The sequence below is a fragment of the Streptomyces sp. NPDC104761 genome (genome assembly GCF_055583445.1).
Genome location: NZ_JBVJNZ010000001.1, coordinates 1,436,257 through 1,453,049, shown reverse-complemented (window position 1 = coordinate 1,453,049; position 16,793 = coordinate 1,436,257). Strand labels below are relative to the sequence as shown.

At 72.0% G+C, this 16,793-nt stretch carries 12 protein-coding genes and 1 pseudogene; 10 read left to right on the top strand and 3 right to left on the bottom strand.

Features of this window, described 5'->3' with window-relative positions:
- The 5 genes from ACZ63F_RS06470 to ACZ63F_RS06450 are packed head-to-tail and all read left to right on the top strand — an operon-like array spanning position 1 to position 5,309.
- The gene (locus ACZ63F_RS06470) at positions 1–1,092 is read left to right on the top strand and encodes an MSMEG_0568 family radical SAM protein (protein ID WP_469709227.1); all 1,092 of its coding nucleotides are present in this window, start codon (positions 1–3) and stop codon (positions 1,090–1,092) included.
- The gene (locus tag ACZ63F_RS06465) at positions 1,089–2,528 is read left to right on the top strand and encodes an MSMEG_0567/sll0787 family protein (RefSeq protein ID WP_469709225.1); all 1,440 of its coding nucleotides are present in this window, start codon (positions 1,089–1,091) and stop codon (positions 2,526–2,528) included. The genes ACZ63F_RS06470 and ACZ63F_RS06465 overlap by 4 nt, the downstream gene beginning before the upstream one ends.
- Complete coding sequence (locus ACZ63F_RS06460) at positions 2,525–3,376, top strand: carbon-nitrogen hydrolase family protein (RefSeq protein WP_469709223.1); 852 nt, start codon at positions 2,525–2,527, stop codon at positions 3,374–3,376. The genes ACZ63F_RS06465 and ACZ63F_RS06460 overlap by 4 nt, the downstream gene beginning before the upstream one ends.
- Complete coding sequence (locus ACZ63F_RS06455) at positions 3,373–4,209, top strand: carbon-nitrogen hydrolase family protein (protein ID WP_469709221.1); 837 nt, start codon at positions 3,373–3,375, stop codon at positions 4,207–4,209. Before ACZ63F_RS06460 ends, ACZ63F_RS06455 begins: the two co-directional genes overlap by 4 nt.
- Positions 4,206–5,309 (top strand): MSMEG_0565 family glycosyltransferase, encoded by a 1,104-nt coding sequence (locus tag ACZ63F_RS06450; RefSeq protein ID WP_469709219.1) that lies wholly within the window; start codon positions 4,206–4,208, stop codon positions 5,307–5,309. The genes ACZ63F_RS06455 and ACZ63F_RS06450 overlap by 4 nt, the downstream gene beginning before the upstream one ends.
- 660 nt (positions 5,310–5,969) lie before the next feature.
- On the opposite strand, the gene ACZ63F_RS06445 is transcribed toward ACZ63F_RS06450, so the two are convergent.
- Entirely contained in the window at positions 5,970–6,908 is a 939-nt protein-coding gene (locus ACZ63F_RS06445; protein WP_469709217.1) for an AraC family transcriptional regulator, read from the bottom strand.
- Positions 6,909–7,019: 111 nt separating this feature from the next.
- Here ACZ63F_RS06445 and ACZ63F_RS06440 point away from each other — a divergent pair, with 111 nt between their 5' ends.
- From ACZ63F_RS06440 to ACZ63F_RS06430, 3 genes are all read left to right on the top strand, one after another.
- On the top strand, positions 7,020–7,868 hold the full coding sequence (locus ACZ63F_RS06440; RefSeq protein WP_469709215.1) for an NmrA family NAD(P)-binding protein: 849 nt from the start codon (positions 7,020–7,022) through the stop codon (positions 7,866–7,868).
- Positions 7,865–8,317 (top strand): nuclear transport factor 2 family protein, encoded by a 453-nt coding sequence (locus ACZ63F_RS06435; RefSeq protein ID WP_469709213.1) that lies wholly within the window; start codon positions 7,865–7,867, stop codon positions 8,315–8,317. The genes ACZ63F_RS06440 and ACZ63F_RS06435 overlap by 4 nt, the downstream gene beginning before the upstream one ends.
- A 296-nt stretch (positions 8,318–8,613) precedes the next feature.
- Entirely contained in the window at positions 8,614–9,726 is a 1,113-nt protein-coding gene (locus tag ACZ63F_RS06430; RefSeq protein WP_469709211.1) for a DNA alkylation repair protein, read from the top strand.
- A 119-nt stretch (positions 9,727–9,845) separates the two neighbouring features.
- Here the strand turns inward: ACZ63F_RS06430 and ACZ63F_RS06425 are convergent.
- A pseudogene (locus tag ACZ63F_RS06425) lies at positions 9,846–10,094 on the bottom strand (MMPL family transporter); the annotation flags it as partial.
- Positions 10,095–10,500: 406 nt separating this feature from the next.
- Between ACZ63F_RS06425 and ACZ63F_RS06420 the strand changes: the two are divergent.
- Both ACZ63F_RS06420 and ACZ63F_RS06415 read left to right on the top strand, forming a co-directional pair.
- Entirely contained in the window at positions 10,501–11,361 is an 861-nt protein-coding gene (locus ACZ63F_RS06420; RefSeq protein WP_469709210.1) for an aldo/keto reductase, read from the top strand.
- A 32-nt stretch (positions 11,362–11,393) separates the two neighbouring features.
- Positions 11,394–12,326, top strand: coding sequence for an aldo/keto reductase (locus tag ACZ63F_RS06415; protein ID WP_293994713.1), 933 nt, complete (start codon positions 11,394–11,396; stop codon positions 12,324–12,326).
- Positions 12,327–12,433: 107 nt separating this feature from the next.
- Here the strand turns inward: ACZ63F_RS06415 and ACZ63F_RS06410 are convergent, their stop codons facing one another.
- The gene (locus ACZ63F_RS06410; RefSeq protein ID WP_469709208.1) at positions 12,434–16,681 is read right to left on the bottom strand and encodes a S8 family serine peptidase; all 4,248 of its coding nucleotides are present in this window, start codon (positions 16,679–16,681) and stop codon (positions 12,434–12,436) included.
- Positions 16,682–16,793: the final 112 nt, after the last annotated feature.

Genomic DNA, 16,793 nt, shown 5'->3' with positions numbered 1-16,793 from the left:
GTGAGCGTTGGCACCGGTGACAGCGGTACGGCGGTGGACGTGCGGATCATGACCCGCGCCGAACTCGCCCTGCGCGGCGTCGCGTCGGACGCGCCCGTGCGGCGGCCGGACGGCGCGGGGCCCAGCGACGACGGACACGTCCTCGTCGACGGTGCCAACGCCGCGCTCCCCCGCAACCCCCACAGTCCCTACTCCGTGCGGGACGGCAAGGTGTGGCTCGGCGACGAGGACACCGGAATCTCCTTCACAGCCGTCCAGCGACCGAAGTTCTACGATCTGACCACGGCCGACGGTGTCCGCTACGAGCAGATCGCCCGCCTGCACGGCTCCGACGTCCTGGCCACCACCGTCGTGCAGACCTGCATCCGCTACGCCGAGTCCGACCGCTGCCGCTTCTGCACCATCGAGGAGTCCCTGCGCTCGGGCGCCACCGTGGCCGCCAAGACACCGGGGCAGCTCGCCGAGGTCGCCGAGGCCGCCGTACGGCTCGACGGCGTGAGGCAGATGGTGATGACCACCGGCACCACCACCGGACCCGACCGCGGCGCCCGCACCCTCGTACGGTCGGTCCGGGCTGTGCTGGAGGCCGTGCCCGGTCTGCCGGTCCAGGTGCAGTGCGAACCGCCCGGCGACCTGGCCTGGATCCGCGCCCTGCACGACGCCGGGGCCACCGCCATCGGCATCCACGTCGAGTCCCTCGACGACGAGGTGCGCCGACGCTGGATGCCCGGCAAGTCGACGGTCCCGCTGGCCGAATACGAGGCCGCGTGGGACGAGGCGGTGCGCGTGTTCGGACCGAACCGCGTCTCCACCTACCTCCTCGTCGGACTGGGCGAGGACGCCGACGAACTCGTCGCCGGGGCAGGCAGGTTGATCGACCGGGGGGTGTACCCGTTCGTCGTCCCGTTCCGCCCGATGAGCGGCACCCTCGCCGCCCGCGACGGCGTAGGGGCACCCCGCGCGGAACTCCTGACGTACGTCACCGAGCGCGTCGCCGCGAAGCTGCGCGCCGCCGGAATGAGCGGCGCCGACCAGAAGGCCGGCTGCGCGGCGTGCGGCGCCTGCAGTGTGCTCCAGACAGCGGGCGGGTGAGCGCCGTGAACCTCGACGGTTCCGTCACCGTGCCGGCCGTGGACGGCCCGCAGGACATCCTGGCCCTGCTGGGCGACCGCAGCACGCTCGCCCGCCGGCCCGCCTTCCGCATGGAGGAGGCGGACGGCACGGCGGATGTGGCCGCCTATCGGCGGCTGCGCCGTGCCGCCTTCGTCCACGAGCAGGGGCTCTTCGCCCATCACGACCTGGACGACCACGACACCGACCCGCGGACCGTCGTCCTGGTCGCGAAGGACCCGGAGGGCACCGTGGTCGGCGGGGTGCGCCTGTGCCCGGTCGACGACGGCCCCGACCTCGGCTGGTGGCAGGGCGGGCGCCTGGTCGTCGCCCGCCGGGCCCGCGGCCCGCACGGCATCGGCGCGGCGCTCGTCCGGGCCGCCTGTGCCCGCGCCGAGGCGGAGGGCGCGCTGCGGTTCGACGCGACCGTCCAGGCGCGCAACGAGCTGCTGTTCCGGCGGCTCGGCTGGCAGCGGGTCCGGGACACGACGGTCGCGGGCGCGCCGCACGTGCTGATGCGCTGGCCGATCGGCCGCATCGCCGCCCTCGTGGCGGCCACGAAGTCCCCCCTCGGACCGCTCCTCACCGCGCTGGCACCTCCCCGGGGCTTCGTCGGTGACGACGGCGCGCCCGTCCCCGGCACCGACGTGATCGCGGCGTGCGACGCGATCGTGCCGTCCATGGTCGAACGGGACCCCGAGTGGGCGGGCTGGTGCGCGGTCCTCGTGAACGTCAACGACCTCGCGGCGATGGGCGCCGCACCGCTCGGGCTGCTGGACGCGGTGGGCGCTCGCGACGCCGCGCACGCCGCCCAGGTCCTGGCCGGACTGGCCCGGGCAGCCCAGGCGTACGGCATCCCGGTGCTCGGCGGGCACACCCAGCTCGGCGTCCCGGCCGCCCTGTCGGTGACCGCGCTCGGCCGCACGGACCGGCCGGTGCCCGGTGGCGGCGGCCGCGCCGGTCACGCCGTACGGCTCACCGCCGACCTCGGCGGGAGCTGGCGCCCGGGCTACCGGGGCCGCCAGTGGGACTCGACCAGCCACCGCCGTGGCGACGAACTGCGCACCATGACCGGCGCGGTGGCCGCCGCGCGGCCCGCCGCCGCCAAGGACGTGTCGATGGCGGGCATCGCCGGCACCCTCGGCATGCTCGCCGAGGCGAGCGGCTGCCGGGCGGTGCTCGACGTGGCCGCCGTGCCCCGGCCGGGGGGTGCGACCGTGGGTGACTGGTTCACCTGTTTCCCGGGCTTCGCGATGCTCACGGCCGACGAGCCGGGCGCGCCGCCCCTGCCCGCCGGGCCCGCCACGGGTGCGGTGTGCGGGGAACTCACCGAAGGAGAAGGCGTCGGGCTGCGCTGGCCCGACGGAGAGATCACCGAAGCGGTCATGTCCACCGTGACCGGGATGGGGACCGCATGACCACCCTGCGTATGGCCGCCGTGGCCGCCGAGTTCGGCCGCGACCTGGAGGAGGACTTCCAGATCGCCGAACGGCTGATCAAGGAAGCCCGGGACGAGGGCGTACGCCTGCTGGCGCTGCCCGAGGCGTGTCTGGGCGGGTATCTGCTCAGCCTCGACGACCGCGCCGGACTCGACGAGGGCCCGCCCGCGCTCGCCCTCGACGGCCCCGAGATCCGCCGGCTGGCCTCCCTGGCCGGGGAGATGACGGTCGTCGCCGGATACTGCGAAGCGGCCGGGGAAGCCCGCTACAACAGCGTCGTCTGCGTCACCGGTGACGGCGTCCTCGGCAACCACCGCAAGGTCCACCAGCCACTGAGCGAGGACGCCAGCTACTCCTCCGGGGACCGCTTCCACGCCTTCGACACCCCGGTCGGCCGGATCGGCATGATGATCTGCTACGACAAGGCGTTCCCGGAGTCCGCACGCGCACTCGCGCTCGACGGCGCCGCGATCGGGGTCTGTGTCTCCGCGTGGCCGGGATCCCGGACGAACGCGGCCGCCCGCCTCGAAGAGGACCGCTGGAAACGCCGCTTCGACCTGTTCGACCGGGCCCGCGCGCTGGAGAACCAGATCGTGTGGCTGTCGGCCAACCAGGCGGGCACGTTCGGGTCGCTACGCTTCGTCGGCAGCGCCAAGGTCGTCGACCCCGGCGGCGAGATCCTCGCCGACACGGGCGTCGCGGCCGGCGTCGCCGTCGCCGAACTGGACGTCGCACAGGCACTGGAGACCGCCCGGCGGTCGATGGGACACCTGCGCGACCGGCGGCCCGAGACCTACGTCGTACCCACGGGAGCGGTCAGCGCATGAGCACGATCCGGATCGCGGCCGCGGCCGCCCACTTCGGCCGCGACCTGGAGTTCGACCTGGCCCGCATCGCCAAGCTCATCGACGACGCGCGCGCCTTCGGCGCCGGTCTGCTGGTCCTGCCCGACGCCGCGCTCGGCGGCTACCTCGCCGACCTGCGCCACCCCGACCCCGAGGCCCTGCCGCCGGCCCTGAAGCCGGACGACCCGCTGATCCTCCAGGTCGCCCGTCTGGCAGCCGAGATGGTGGTCTGCCTCGGCTACTGCGAGGACGGCGGCGACGAGCGCTACAACGCCGCGGTCTGCGTCAGCGGCGACGGTGTCCTCGGCCGCCACCGCAAGGTCCACCTGCCGGCCGGCGAGGTCGCCGCCTACGCGCCCGGTGACCGCTTCGACGCCTTCGACACCCCCGTCGGCCGCATCGGCATGCTCATCGACTACGACAAGACGTTCCCCGAGTCGGCCCGTTCTCTGGCATTGGACGGCGCCGAGATCCTCGCCTGCCTCTCCGCCTGGCCCACATCCCTCACCAACCGCGCCCCGCGCATGGCCCAGGACCGCCAGGCCAAGCTCTTCGACCTGTACGACCAGGCCCGCGCCGCCGAGAACCAGGTCGTCCTCGCCTCCTCCAACCAGACCGGCGCCATGGGCGGCATGCGCTTCCTCGGCCAGTCCAAGGTGGTCGGCCCGGGCGGTGACATCCTCGCCCGCACCTGGTCCAAGGCCGGCCTGGCGGTCGCCGAGATCGACGTCGCCGAGGAGATCGACCGCGCCCGCCGCATCCTGCGCCACCTCGACGAACGCCGGCCCGGCGCCTACCGGGAGGACCGCACGTGAAGATCGCTCTGCTGAGCTACTCCACCAAGCCGCGCGGCGGCGTCGTCCACACCCTCGCCCTCGCCGAGGCGCTCGCCGCGGCCGGGCAGGACGTCACCGTGTGGACGCTGGGCCGCGGCGGTGACGCGGGCTTCTTCCGGCCGGTCGACCCCGCCGTACGGCTGCGGATCGTGCCGTTCCCGGACGGCCCGCCCGAGGAGTCCGTCGGCGAACGGATCCTGCGCTCCATCGCCGTCCTGGGCAGGGCCTTCGAGCCCTTCGCGGCGGCGTACGACGTCGTCCACGCCCAGGACTGCATCAGCGCCAACGCGGTCGGGGGCCGCTGCGTCCGCACGGTCCACCACATCGACCACTTCACCACCCCCGAACTGGCCGTCTGCCACGAGCGGGCCATCGTCGAGCCGTACGCGCACATCTGCGTGTCGGCGGCCGTCGCCACGGAACTGGCCGACGGCTGGGGCATCGAGGCGGAGGTCATCCCCAACGGAGTGGCCTACGACCGTTTCGCCACCACCGAGCCGGCCGCCCGCGCGAACTGGCGGGCCCGCCTGGGCCGTTACGTCCTCACCGTCGGCGGCATCGAACCCCGCAAGGGCTCGCTGGACCTGCTGGAGGCGTACGCCCTGCTGCGCTCCGCGCACCCGGACGTACGGCTGGTGATCGCGGGCGGCGAAACCCTCTTCGACTACCGCGGCTACCGGGCCCGCTGGGAGGCACGCGCAGCCGAACTCCACGTCCAACCGGTCGTGCTGGGCCAGGTCGCCGAGGACGAACTGCCGCCCCTGGTGGCCGCCGCTTCCGCTTTCGCCTTCCCCTCCGTCAAGGAGGGATTCGGCCTCGCCGCGATGGAGGCACTCGCCGCGGGAGTTCCACTGGTCGTACGCGATCTGCCCGTACTGCGCGAGGTGTTCGACAGCGCCGCCCGTTTCGCGACCACCCACCAGGACCTGGCCGCCGAGCTCGGCGCCGCGCTCACGTACGACACCCCCGCGCGCCGGGCGAGGGGTCGCCGACTCGCCGCCCACCACACCTGGGCCACCGCCGCGGAACGCCACCTGGCGTTCTACGGCTCTCGCCTGAAAGACATCTCACGTGCCTGACTGATCGTTTCAGAACGACGAGCGCGGCAGCCGACACGCGGCAGCGCGGCTGTGCGTCAAGCGCAGTCGCGCACTTGAGCCCAAACATCGCCGCCACAGGCCCACGTCCACAGCCGGTGCCGCAGCGACGGACTCGCGTTCCTGAGGCCGTCGTGTGGTCTTCGCCCCAGCTGGGCTCCCACCCGTGCTCGTCGAAGAGCAGCACCAGGTTGTCCGCTGCGAGCAAGGAGAGTGCCACTCCGTCGTGCAACCACCCGGCACGAGATACAGCCACGAGGAAGGCAGCCCTCGAGGCGATGGCGTTCGTGCACGCGGACCGAGGAATGCCGGTCAGCCAGGTGTCCCGGCGCACGCCGGCCCGTGGTCAGCGAAGCGATCCCTGCATCGGGCCCGAAGCCCCCGCTGCCGACCTCGGTGTAGATCCGCGAAGCAGTTCCGGCAGAGGGCGCCCGATGATCCGCTCCGCGGCATCGTCTTCCTGCCGCGTGATCGGTGCGGACCACGCGGTTCTGCGGCCGAGTCGAGGGGGGACGGCTACTGCCCCCGGCTCGCCGTCGCCGGCGACCGGGTCGTGCCGCGCTCCCGTCGCGGCGAGGCACAGGAGGTACGGAGTCCAGGAGGCGTCCTGACCGGGACGCTGGCACCAGGGCGTGGCACTGCTCACGAGCCGTGGTGCGTGGTGAGCAGTCGCGTCTGCGCGGATGCTCGTTCTCTCTGGCGCCAGGTTCCAGGTGGTTCTCCGTGGTGGCGGCGGAAGGCGGCGGCGAAGGCGAAGGAGGACCCGTAGCCGACGGCGTCGGCGATCTGGGGCAGGGTGAGATCGCCGGCGCGCAGGTGGTCGCGGGCGATGGTCATGCGCCATTCGGTCAGGTACTGCATCGGGGCCTGCCCGAGCGCCTCCCTGAACACCCGCGCGAACGCGGCCCGCGACAGGCCGCTGATGTCGGCGAGTTCGGGGACCGTCCACGGGTGGGCCGCGTTCTCGTGCAGGGCTTGCAGCGCGGCTCCCAGCCGGGGATCCGCTGCCGCCCGGTACCAGCGCGGTGCGGTCGCACTGCGGCGAAAGTCGCTGCGGATGGCCAGGACGAGGAGGAGGTCCAGGAGGCGGTCCAGGACGATCTGCTGGGCGAGTTCGCTGCGGACCAGTTCGCGGGACAGCAAGGCGATCACATCCCGCAGCGGATCGTCGTCGGCGGCCGAGAGGGTCATGACCTGGGGCAGGGCGTCCAGCAGCCCGCTGCCGACATCGCCGGAGAACTGGTAGGCGCCGCAGAGGAACACGGTGGCCCGCGGGTTGTCCCCGGGGGACGTCTGGGCGTGGCGTGCCCGGAATTCCTCCGGTTCCAGGCAGGCGGCGCCCGGTTCATGTCCGATGTAGTGCTCCGGTCCGCCGCGTACCAGGGTGACGCTTCCCGGTATGAGCTCCACGGTGCTGTCGGGGGTGTTCAGCCAGAGGTAGCCGCGGCCGCGGACGACGGTGTGCACCGACAGCTGGATCGAACCGCCCAGCCGAAGTCCCCACGGAGCTTCGGCGACCGTCCGGGCGAACACCGCGCCGGTGGCGCGTGCCCGTACCAGGTGGTCAGTCAGCAGGTCCATGGGATCAGCTTGACCAGCCCGAGCATCCAGGGTCAAGGGGTGAGAGCCTCGCGTAAAAAGTAGAGCGAATGACGCATGGATTCTCTTGTTCCAGGCTTCGAGCATGGAGTCATGAACAACGAAGTGCCCATCGCACTCATCCTCGGCGGCACCGGCCGGTCCGGATCGCTGCTGGCCGACGCGCTCGCCCAGCACGGAGTCATCCCCCGTACCGCAGCGCGCAGCGGAGCGGACGTCCGGTTCGACTGGGACGACCCGGCCACCCACCCGGCCGCCCTGGACGGCGTCGACCGCCTCTATCTGGTGACACCCACCGCGCGTATCACCTACGCCGGCCAGGTCGCAGCCTTCCTGGACCTCGCCGAGGCGGCCGGCGTGCGCCACGTCACCTACCTGAGCGTGTACAACGCCGACCAGGCGCCGACGGAGGTCGACATCGCGGTCGTCGAGGCCGATCTGGCGTCCCGGCAGGGCATCACGCACTCGGTCCTGCGCACGTCGTGGGTGATGCAGAACTTCACCGACGGCCACCTCCCCGTCATCGACGGAGTACTCACGGTCCCGAGCGGCGGCGGTAGGGAGGCCTTCGTCGACGCGGCCGACATCGCGGCGGTCGCGGCCCAGACGCTCCTGGACCCCGAGACCCACGCCGGCGCCGTCTACTCGCTCACCGGCCCGCAGGCCCTCACCTTTCAGGAGGCCGCGGACATCATCGCTTCCGTGAGCGGCCGGTCCGTCGCCCACCACGACATCGACCAGGAGATGTGGATCAACGGGGCGCTCGCCGCGGGCGTCCCCGCCGACTACGCGGTGATGCTGCGCTGGCTCACCGGAAACGTCATCACCGGCAACGGTGCCACGCCCACCGGCGACATCGAGAAGGTCACCGGCCGGCCGGCCACCACCTTCCGCGCGTTCTCCGAGCGCACCGTGCGCGCCTGGACCCCGGAGGCGAAGTGAGCGCGACCGTCGACGACAGCGCTCCCCTGGTCGGGGCGAACAGCCCGTTCTTCCGCATCATCAAGGAAGGGCTGGACGGCCTGGCCGAAGGGGAGGACTACTACGACCTGCTGGCCGAGGATGTGGTCTTCGAGTACCTGATCACCGTGCCGGGCTACCCCCGGCGGGTCGAGGGACGCCAGGGGATCATCGACCTGTACAGCGACTACGGCGACTACGTCACGCTGCGCAGCGCGGACAATCTCCACGTCCACCACGACCCCAAGACCTCGACGGTCGTCCTGGAGTACGAAGTCCACGGCACATCGGCGGTGACAGGGCGGCCCTACGACAACCGCTTCGTCTCCGTCGTGACCATCAAGGACCGCAAGGTGGCACACTGGCGCGACTACCTGGATCCCATCGCTGTATTCGATGCACAGGGATGGCCGCAAGACCGCTCCTCGTAGCAGCCGGCACCCTCTGAGGCGCGGCCTCGTCTCCCAGGCGCCGAGTGCCTGAGGCCCGTCGTGCGCCCGCGTCCGCCGAACGCCGACGCGGGCGCACCGATTGCGCGTGACACCAAGTCACTCGCCGGCGAGGGCACCGTCGCCCGCGCCAACCCGGCACGCGCACCCGTGCCGCCGGCATCACCGGCGAGACGGCGAGCAGGCCCGTGCAGGCCACGATCGGTTGCAGTAGCGTCAGCCTCCAGCTCACCACCGCTGCACCACCTCCTATGACCTCCTATGACGGAAGAGACCGCATGCCATCCGCCGACGAGCTCATCGGCCGCCACGCCGTCGAAAGCCTTCTGGGCGCCGTTGAGATCGCCGCCCCGGACGCCGACCTCGGGTCGCTGCGTGCGGCGCCACTTCGGATCGACCCGCTGTCCCTGCGGGAACGCGCCGACCTGCTACGCGATGCCCTCCTGGCGGATCTGCCCGGCGACTACGCCACGCTGGCGCGGACCGTACGCACCGCCCGGGACAATGCCGCAGACTTCACCGGATGGCTGATCTGGCCGGTCACCAGCGCCATCGCCACCCGCGCGGTCCAGGAAGACACCACCGCAGCCTTCGACGATGCGATGGCGCTGCTCGCCGACCTCACCGGCCGTCTCACCTCGGAGTTCGCCATCAGGACGCTGCTGCGGCACGACCTTGACCGGGCCCTGGACATCATCAGCGACTGGACCGGGTCGGCCGACGCCCACGTGCGCAGGCTCGCCTCCGAGGGGACCCGCCCCTACCTTCCCTGGGCGGTACGGGTGCCCGACATCCAGGCCCGCCCCGGCGCGACCGTACCCATCCTGGACGCCCTCTACCGCGACGAGAGCGACTACGTACGCCGCTCGGTCGCCAACCATCTCAACGACCTCAGCCGGGACCACCCCGACCTCGTCGTCGACACCGCCCGCCGCTGGCTGGACGATTCCGACGCGGCCACCGGACGCCTCGTGCGCCACGGGCTGCGCACCCTCGTCAAACGCGGCCACCCCACAGCCCTCGACCTGCTCGGCTTCGCCGCCGCGAGGGTGGCGGTCGACGGACCTCACCTGGACCACACCACCATCCCGCTCGGCGGCAGCATCCACTTCACCGCCTCGATCCGCAACACCGGTGACACCGAGGCACGGCTGGCCATCGACTACATCGTGCACCACCGCAAGGCCAACGGCGGCCAGACCGGCAAGACCTTCAAACTCACCACCCGCACCCTCGCACCGGGCGAGCAGATCCAGGTGACGCGGGAGCACTCGTTCCGGCCGATCACGACCCGCCGCTACTACCCCGGAACTCACGCGATCTCCCTGCACATCAACGGGATCGAATCGGCCCGTGCGGACTTCGTCCTGGCAGGCACGGGCACACCCTGACTCCAGGAACTCTGGTCTGCCGCGGCGTGACCCGCCGAGCGGACGCCAGTCCGCCAGGCGGCCGCCCCCATGGGACGTCGACTTCGTCCGCGACGGCCTACGCGACTACGTGGAGAAGGTCACCGGCCCCGTGACGGCTGTCCGACTGGGGTGAGGTCCTTGGGTTCCTCGGTGTCGGTGAGTCCGACGCGGTCGTGGAGGCGGCGCAGGGGGCGCGGGGCAGTCCAGGCGTGGCGGCCGAGGAGCCGCATGGCGGCCGGCACGAGGATGCCGCGGATCAAGAGGGCGTCGAGAAGGACGGCCAGTCCGCAGCCGAGGCCGAACATCTGCAGGAAGCTGACCGAGGCGGTGCCGAAGGCGAAGAAGCTGTCGATTGCGTGGTTGGTGTCGGCGAGCCGCGCGGAGTCGCCGGTGACGAGGACGGTGGCGTGGTCCGGGGCGGGGAGCGCCCGGACGTCGCCGACCAGTTGCTGTGCGGCTGCGGAGTGGCTGGTGAGGTCGGTGGACACGGTGAGCAGGTGGGTGTCGGTGTCCGCCGCGGTGCGGCTGGTGACGTGGGCAACGTGAGGTAGGGGCGCGAGCGTGCCGGGCAGTGTGGGCGTCCGGCATGAGCGGCGAGGTGTAGGCGCCGGACACATTCATCGAATCCCTTTCTCAATGCCATAAGAAACAACTGTTGGACCTCTGAATCATCGATTCCTAGGCTCGGCCGAGCAGGCCTTCCGTACGGGAAGACCTCGACCACCTGCGTTCCACACCCGGAGGAGACGTCCGATGAAGCAACGCACGATCGGCGGACGGACAGTGTCGGCGATCGGGCTCGGCGGCATGCCGATGTCCATCGAGGGCCGCCCCGAAGCCCGCAGGTCGATCGCGACGATCCACGCCGCGCTGGACGCCGGTGTCACGTTCGTCGACACGGCGGACGCGTACCACCGCGACGCCGCCGAGGTCGGACACAACGAGGAGCTCATCGCCGGGGCCCTGCGCACGTACGGCCGGGGAGCGGACGACGTGCTGGTCGCGACGAAGGGGGGTCACCTGCGGCCCGGCGACGGCAGCTGGACCGTGAACGGTGATCCGGCCCATCTCAAGCGGGCCGCCAAGGAGTCGGCCAAGCGTCTCGGTGTCGAGGCGATCGGCCTCTACCAGTTCCACCGCCCCGACCCGAGCGTCCCGTACGCCGATTCGATCGGCGCGATCCGCGACCTGCTCGACGAGGGCGTGATCCGCATGGCGGGCATCTCGAACGCGACCGTGGACCAGATCGACGAGGCGAACCAGATCCTGGGCGGTCGCCTCGTCTCGGTCCAGAACCAGTTCTCGCCCAGGTTCCGCTCGAGTCTGCGCGAACTGGAGCACTGCGCCGAACTCGGGATCGCGTTCCTGCCCTGGAGCCCCCTGGGCGGCATCGCGAACGCGCCCGAGCTCTCGGCGCAGCAGGCCGCCTTCCGCGAGGTCGCGGACGAGGTCGGCGTCAGCGTCTACCGGGTGACCCTGGCCTGGGAACTCGCCCTGGCGCCCGTGGTGGTCCCGATCCCCGGGGCCTCCCGCCCCGAAAGCATCCGTGACTCGGCGGCCGCCACCGACGTCGAGCTCACCACGGAGCAGATTTCCCGCCTGTCGGCGGCCTGACCACCCACTCACCGAGGGACAAGGACCCGATCGTGAAAACGTTCAAACTGCCCGGCACCGACATGGTCGTGCCGAACATCGTGCTCGGCCTCATGCGCATCCAGGACAAGAGCGACGCCGAGGTCCGCGAACTGCTCGCCACCGCGATGGACGCCGGCATCACGTTCCTCGACCACGCCGACGTCTACGGCAGCGAACTGCACGGCTGCGAGCGCCGTTTCGCCGAGGCGATGCGACTGAGCCCCTCGCAGCGCGAAAAGCTGATCATCCAGTCGAAGGCGGGCATCGTCCGCGAAGGCCCGTACTTCGACTTCTCCTACGAGCACATCGTCGAGTCGGTGGACGGTTCGCTCAAGGCTCTCGGCACCGATTACCTCGACATCCTGCTGCTGCACCGTCCCGACGCCCTGGTCGAACCCGAAGAGGTCGCGCGTGCCTTCGACGACCTGGCCGCGGCAGGCAAGGTGCGGGCCTTCGGCGTCTCGAACCACACCCCCCGCCAGATCGACCTGCTGCGCCGCCATGTCAGTCAGCCGCTGGTGGCGAACCAGCTCCAGCTGTCGATCACGCACGCCCCGCTCGTCGCGCAGGGCGTCGCGGCCAACATGCAGGGCCTGGACCAGTCGGTCAGCCGTGACGACGGGCTCCTTGACTACTGCCGGCTGCACGACATCACCGTGCAGGCCTGGTCACCGTTCCAGGCAGGCTTCTTCGACGGGCCCTTCCTCGGCTCCGAGCGCCACCCCGAACTGAACGCCGTCATCGACCGCCTGGCGGCGAAGTACGGGGTGCCGTCCCTTGCCATCGCGACGGCCTGGATCACCCGCCACCCCGCCCGGATGCAGGTGGTCATCGGCACGACCACTCCGCAGCGGGTCGCGGACGCCGCCCTCGGATCGGACGTCCCCCTGACCCGTGCGGAGTGGTACGAGCTGTTCCGCGCCGCCCAGTACATCGTTCCCTGACCGTCGCCCCACCCGCACGGTGGCGAGCCGTACGCTCGCCACCGTGCGGCCGGTCCGCGGGCGCTCCGAGCCGCCCGCGGACCCTGACTGCCGACCGGTGGACCCGATCAGTAGGAGAACTGCTGGATCTGGCTGCCGTCGCCCGCGTACGTCCAGCCCGTGCGGGTGGCCGGGTCGAGCTGGACGGCGCGTTCGTGATGCGAGTCGAGCCGTCCGTTGTAGGCCCCGAACAGCGGGTACTCCACGCCGCTGACCGTTTCCACCGTCCTGCCGGTCCTCAGGTCGACTACGGCGATGCGGCCGGTGGCGTTGTTGTCGGTGAAGCCGTACTGCTGGAAGCCTCCCGTGGGTTGCAGGTCCGGGTAGCGGAAGCCGAGGAGCGCCAGGTGGTGCCGGCCGTCGACAGCGAGGGCGACGGGTGCCTGAGCCGTCCCCACGTTGACCGGGTCACCGCCGCCCAGCTGCGCCAGATACCCGGTGCCGGCGAAGTTGACGCTGATGGAGTGGTACCACGTCTCGTAGAAGTGCCCCTCGTCATCGGAGGCGAGGGTTCCGGCGCAGGGGGTTCCGCCCGGGGCCTGGGTGACCGTTGCCGTGTCCAGGTCGACCTTTGCCACCGTGCCGGAGCCGCTCCCGGCCAGGCAGTTGACGGTGGACCCGGTCTTCTGCGCGGTGAAGACACCGGTCGTCCGGTCCAGCTCCAGCAGCCCGTACGGGGCGCCGCGCACCGCGGCGGAGTCGAGCTGGAGAGGTGTGCCCAGGGTGCCGGTCGCCGTGTCCACGGGCAGGACGAAGCTCGCCCCGTCCGCGGCGCGGGTCGCCAGCACGGCGGCCCGATGGCGTTCGTCGTCCACGCGCGCGCCGGTCACGACGTACTGGTCGTCGACGCGGGCGGGACGTCCGACGGCGACACCGGTGCTCGTGTCGTAGGTCTCCAGCCACTGCTCGCCGGTGGTGGTCTGCTTGTGCAGCACGAGTACGCGGTGGGAGGAGTCGACGCCGAACACCTCGTAGACCGAGCCGTAGGCGGGGTCGCCGGTGAGCTTGCGCCCATAGGTTCCGTCGGCGGCGTCGTAGTCGTAGACCGAGCCCTCTCCGGTGGGGCTCTCGACCGACGCGACCGAGGTTCCTCCGGGGACCATCGCGAAGTCGGTCAGGTTGGTGCCGTCCGGGGCCGGTCCGTCGTCGTAGGCCAGCAAGGACGTCGGCGACGCCTGCCCGAGAATCCCGCCGCTCCTGCCGACGGCGAAGACGCGCACGTCGTAGGCGACGGACGAGGGCAGCCCGAGCGCCCGGGCGTCGAGCTGCGCCGTGCCCCGCGTGCCCTTCAGTGAACGGTGCAGCGTAGCCGGGCTGTCCACTCCGTCGTGGTCCCGGACGGTGCCGTTCTGATTGCTGACCAGGTTGTAGGAGCCGTACATGTTCGGGCCGGGGGCGGAGAACTCCAGGAGCGTGCCGGTCGCGCCCTCGACCCGCGACACGTCGTAGCTCACGGAGAACCGGGGCGCGGCCCGGGTGATCTCCAGCAGGTGCCCGGACCCGGCGGACGGGCCCCCGGACGGCTCGGCGCCCAGCGCCGGTGCGTCGGGACGCTGCGCGATGCTTGCGCCGTCGACCCGGACCGAGGCGAACTCCCCGTACAGCGGCACGCCCCTGGCGCCGCCGGTGGGATTCTGGACGACGCCGATCCCGTAGATGCCGCCGCCCGCCGTGAACGCTTCGGCCGGGACGGTGACCGTCCCGCTCGGTGCGGTCAGCGGAACGCTGTAGGAAGCGGAGAAAATGGGAGCCGCCGCCGGGCTGAAGTGGCCGACCCCCGACACGACCAGCTCGGGCGAGCTGACGTTGCGCACGCCGCTGAGGTCGTAACGCACCCGCACCGAGTGGCCCGCCCCGACCACGGGCTGGACCACCGGGGCGAGTGCCTCGGCGTATCCCCCGTCGGTGGGACCGAAGGTCAGCTCGTGGCGCGCCGCGGCGAGCACCTGGCGGCCGTGGCGCACCTCGAACGTGAGGGAGAGCAGGCGGTCCGTCGTGGAGGCGACGGGCAGACCCGCCGCGGTGAGCATCTGTGTGGGCGTCAGCCGCACCGCGGGAGTGGCGGAAGTGAACTCCCGCTTCCCGATGCGCAGCACGTACTCGAGGCCCCTGTCTCCCGTCAGGCCGGTCACGTCGGCACCGATCGTCACCGGTCCCACCAGGCCCTCCCCGGTGGCACCGGACCCCGTGCCCGGGCCGGCCAGGTCGATGCGGCCCGGATCGGTGGACTCCAGGTAGCTGCCGCCGAGGCCGCCGACGGTCTGGCGATGCGCCACGGACAGCCGCACGATCCTGGCCGCTCCGGTGCCGGCGAGTTTGCCGTCTGCCTCGGCCAGTACGGCCTGGACGGCCGCCGTGACATCGAGCTGCGGGCCCACGTGCAGCGGCCGGTCGATCTGCGGCGGCGTGGGCACGGCGCGACCGGTCCGTTCCAGCAGTGAGCGTACGTCGTCGGGTGACGGGTGCCGGCCGGTCAGCCGCGAGGTCTGCAGTACGACCGCGGCGGCCGCCGCGATCTCAGGGGCGGAGGCGGAGGTGCCGCCGCTGAGGACCTCCGCGACGGACTGCGCGCTCTGGCCCTGGTGTTCGAAGGCGGGGATGCCGTCACTGGGCGCCGAGACATCCACGCGGGTGCCGAATCCCGAGGAGAAGACACCGGAGCCGTTGAGCCGGGTGGTCGCCCAGGTGCCGGCCGTCGAGGCCGCGCCGCCGTCCTGCGGGGGCACGGACAGCGTGTCGTCGGTGGTCGTGCCGCCCGCGGCGATCGCCCCGGAATCTAGGACCCGGGTGGGCGTCGTCGACATCTGGTCGTCGTCGATACGGGTGGTGTCGGCGGGCTTGCGTGTCACGTCGGTCGGTGTGCTGCCGCCGTCCGGTCCGACGGCGGCGTTGGTGTACAGGCGGGTGCCGTCGTTCGACGAGACGACGACGGTGATGCCGTACTGCCGCACGATGGACGCGATCACCGACTGCTGGACGGGGTCGTCCTCCAGGTAACGGCCGGGCATGCCGTAGGCGTCGGTGCCGTAGCCCAGGCTGGCGGTGATCACGTCGGGCCGCGGTGTCTGCCGGGCCGCGGCCAGCAGGGCGACGGCGATCTGACTGAAGGTCGGCTCCTGCGGGACGACGAGCCGGTACTTGGCGCCCGGGGCGATGCCCAGCAGATCGGAGTCCCCGCTGCCCTGCATCCCTGGGCGTTGCGCCTCGTGCGGGAGTGGCGCCATCACGGAGAAGTCCAGGAGCACCTCGCCGAGCGCGGGGTCCTGTCCCTGGGTCGAGCCGGCCGGGTCGAGGGCGCCGGTGGCGTCGGCGGTGTAGGTGGGGATCAGCGGCATGGTGGGGACGTCCAGGTACCGGCGGCCGTCGTGCAGGACGGTCGTCGGACCGGTCGAACCGAGGTTCGGCGTCGACGCGTCGGTGAGGTCGCCGATCGAGACGTTGGTGATGGTCTCTCCGGTGCCCGGCAACTGGCCGAACTTCTGCTTGAGCAGGCTGTAGGCGCCGGTGGCGTCGACGCCGCCGGCGTTGAGGAAGCTCTGCGTCGAGGTGGCGAGGGCCGCGTTGCCGGGGACACCGTCGGAGCCGGTCGTGCCGCTGTGCCACGCCTTCGGCGTGTCCCGTCCGTCGGTGTGGGCACCGCCGGTTGCGGTCGCGGTTCCCGGCGCGCGCAGGGGTACGGCGCCGGTGTTCATCGGCGAGACGGTCTGGTCGGGTTCCGCGTAGACGACGCCCGGTGTCGCGGCCAGTGTCCGGGCGGCGGCGGTGGCGTCGCCACCGGCCAGCCGAACGACCTGGACCCTGGACAGGTCGACCGCGCCCGCGCCGAGCTTCGCCCGGGCGGCCGTGTGCAGTTCGCGGCCCTGCGCGGCGGTGAGTCCCGGGAGCAGGGGCCGGATGGAGACGGCGCGGGCGCGTCGCAGGGCGGTGTTCACCCCGGCGTCGGAGGTGAGCGGGGTGCGGACCCGCAGGTCGCTCCGCGCGCCCTTCGGTTCGCCGGTCACCTGGGCGCCGGGCCCCAGCACCACGAGGACCTGGTGGGGGCTGTCCGGCCTGGTCCGCACGGGGTCGGGCTTCAGGAAGGAGCGCAGGGGACCGAGTGCGGAGGCACCCGGCACGACTGACGGGGCGGGCGCGGCAGGCGCGTCCTTCGAGCCGGTGCCGGACGCCGTGGCAGCCGCGGCGTCCTTCGAGCCGGTACGGGATGCCGTGGCAGCCGCTCCGGACGCAGCCGCGTACTGCACGGGTGTGCCGAGCAGCAGGGCCGCGATGGCTATGGCGCCGACGCCACGAGCGACCGCTCGTCTCCGCCGTTTCATGGGCACTCCACTTCCTGCGTGAGGAGATCGGGGAAAGAGAGGGCGTCGGCTGTCTGAACGGCGCCGACGCGTGGGGAATCTGTCAATCCCTGGGGGCCGGCACAAGATCGGG

What these genes read in the sequence shown, in the direction of transcription:
- ACZ63F_RS06445 (WP_469709217.1), bottom strand. Translation starts at nt 6,908, where the DNA reads ATGGACCTGCTGACTGACCACCTGGTACGGGCACGCGCCACCGGCGCG.
- ACZ63F_RS06440 (WP_469709215.1), top strand. Translation starts at nt 7,020, where the DNA reads ATGAACAACGAAGTGCCCATCGCACTCATCCTCGGCGGCACCGGCCGG.
- ACZ63F_RS06455 (WP_469709221.1), top strand. Translation starts at nt 3,373, where the DNA reads ATGAGCACGATCCGGATCGCGGCCGCGGCCGCCCACTTCGGCCGCGAC.
- ACZ63F_RS06420 (WP_469709210.1), top strand. Translation starts at nt 10,501, where the DNA reads ATGAAGCAACGCACGATCGGCGGACGGACAGTGTCGGCGATCGGGCTC.
- ACZ63F_RS06430 (WP_469709211.1), top strand. Translation starts at nt 8,614, where the DNA reads ATGCCATCCGCCGACGAGCTCATCGGCCGCCACGCCGTCGAAAGCCTT.
- ACZ63F_RS06410 (WP_469709208.1), bottom strand. Translation starts at nt 16,681, where the DNA reads ATGAAACGGCGGAGACGAGCGGTCGCTCGTGGCGTCGGCGCCATAGCC.
- ACZ63F_RS06460 (WP_469709223.1), top strand. Translation starts at nt 2,525, where the DNA reads ATGACCACCCTGCGTATGGCCGCCGTGGCCGCCGAGTTCGGCCGCGAC.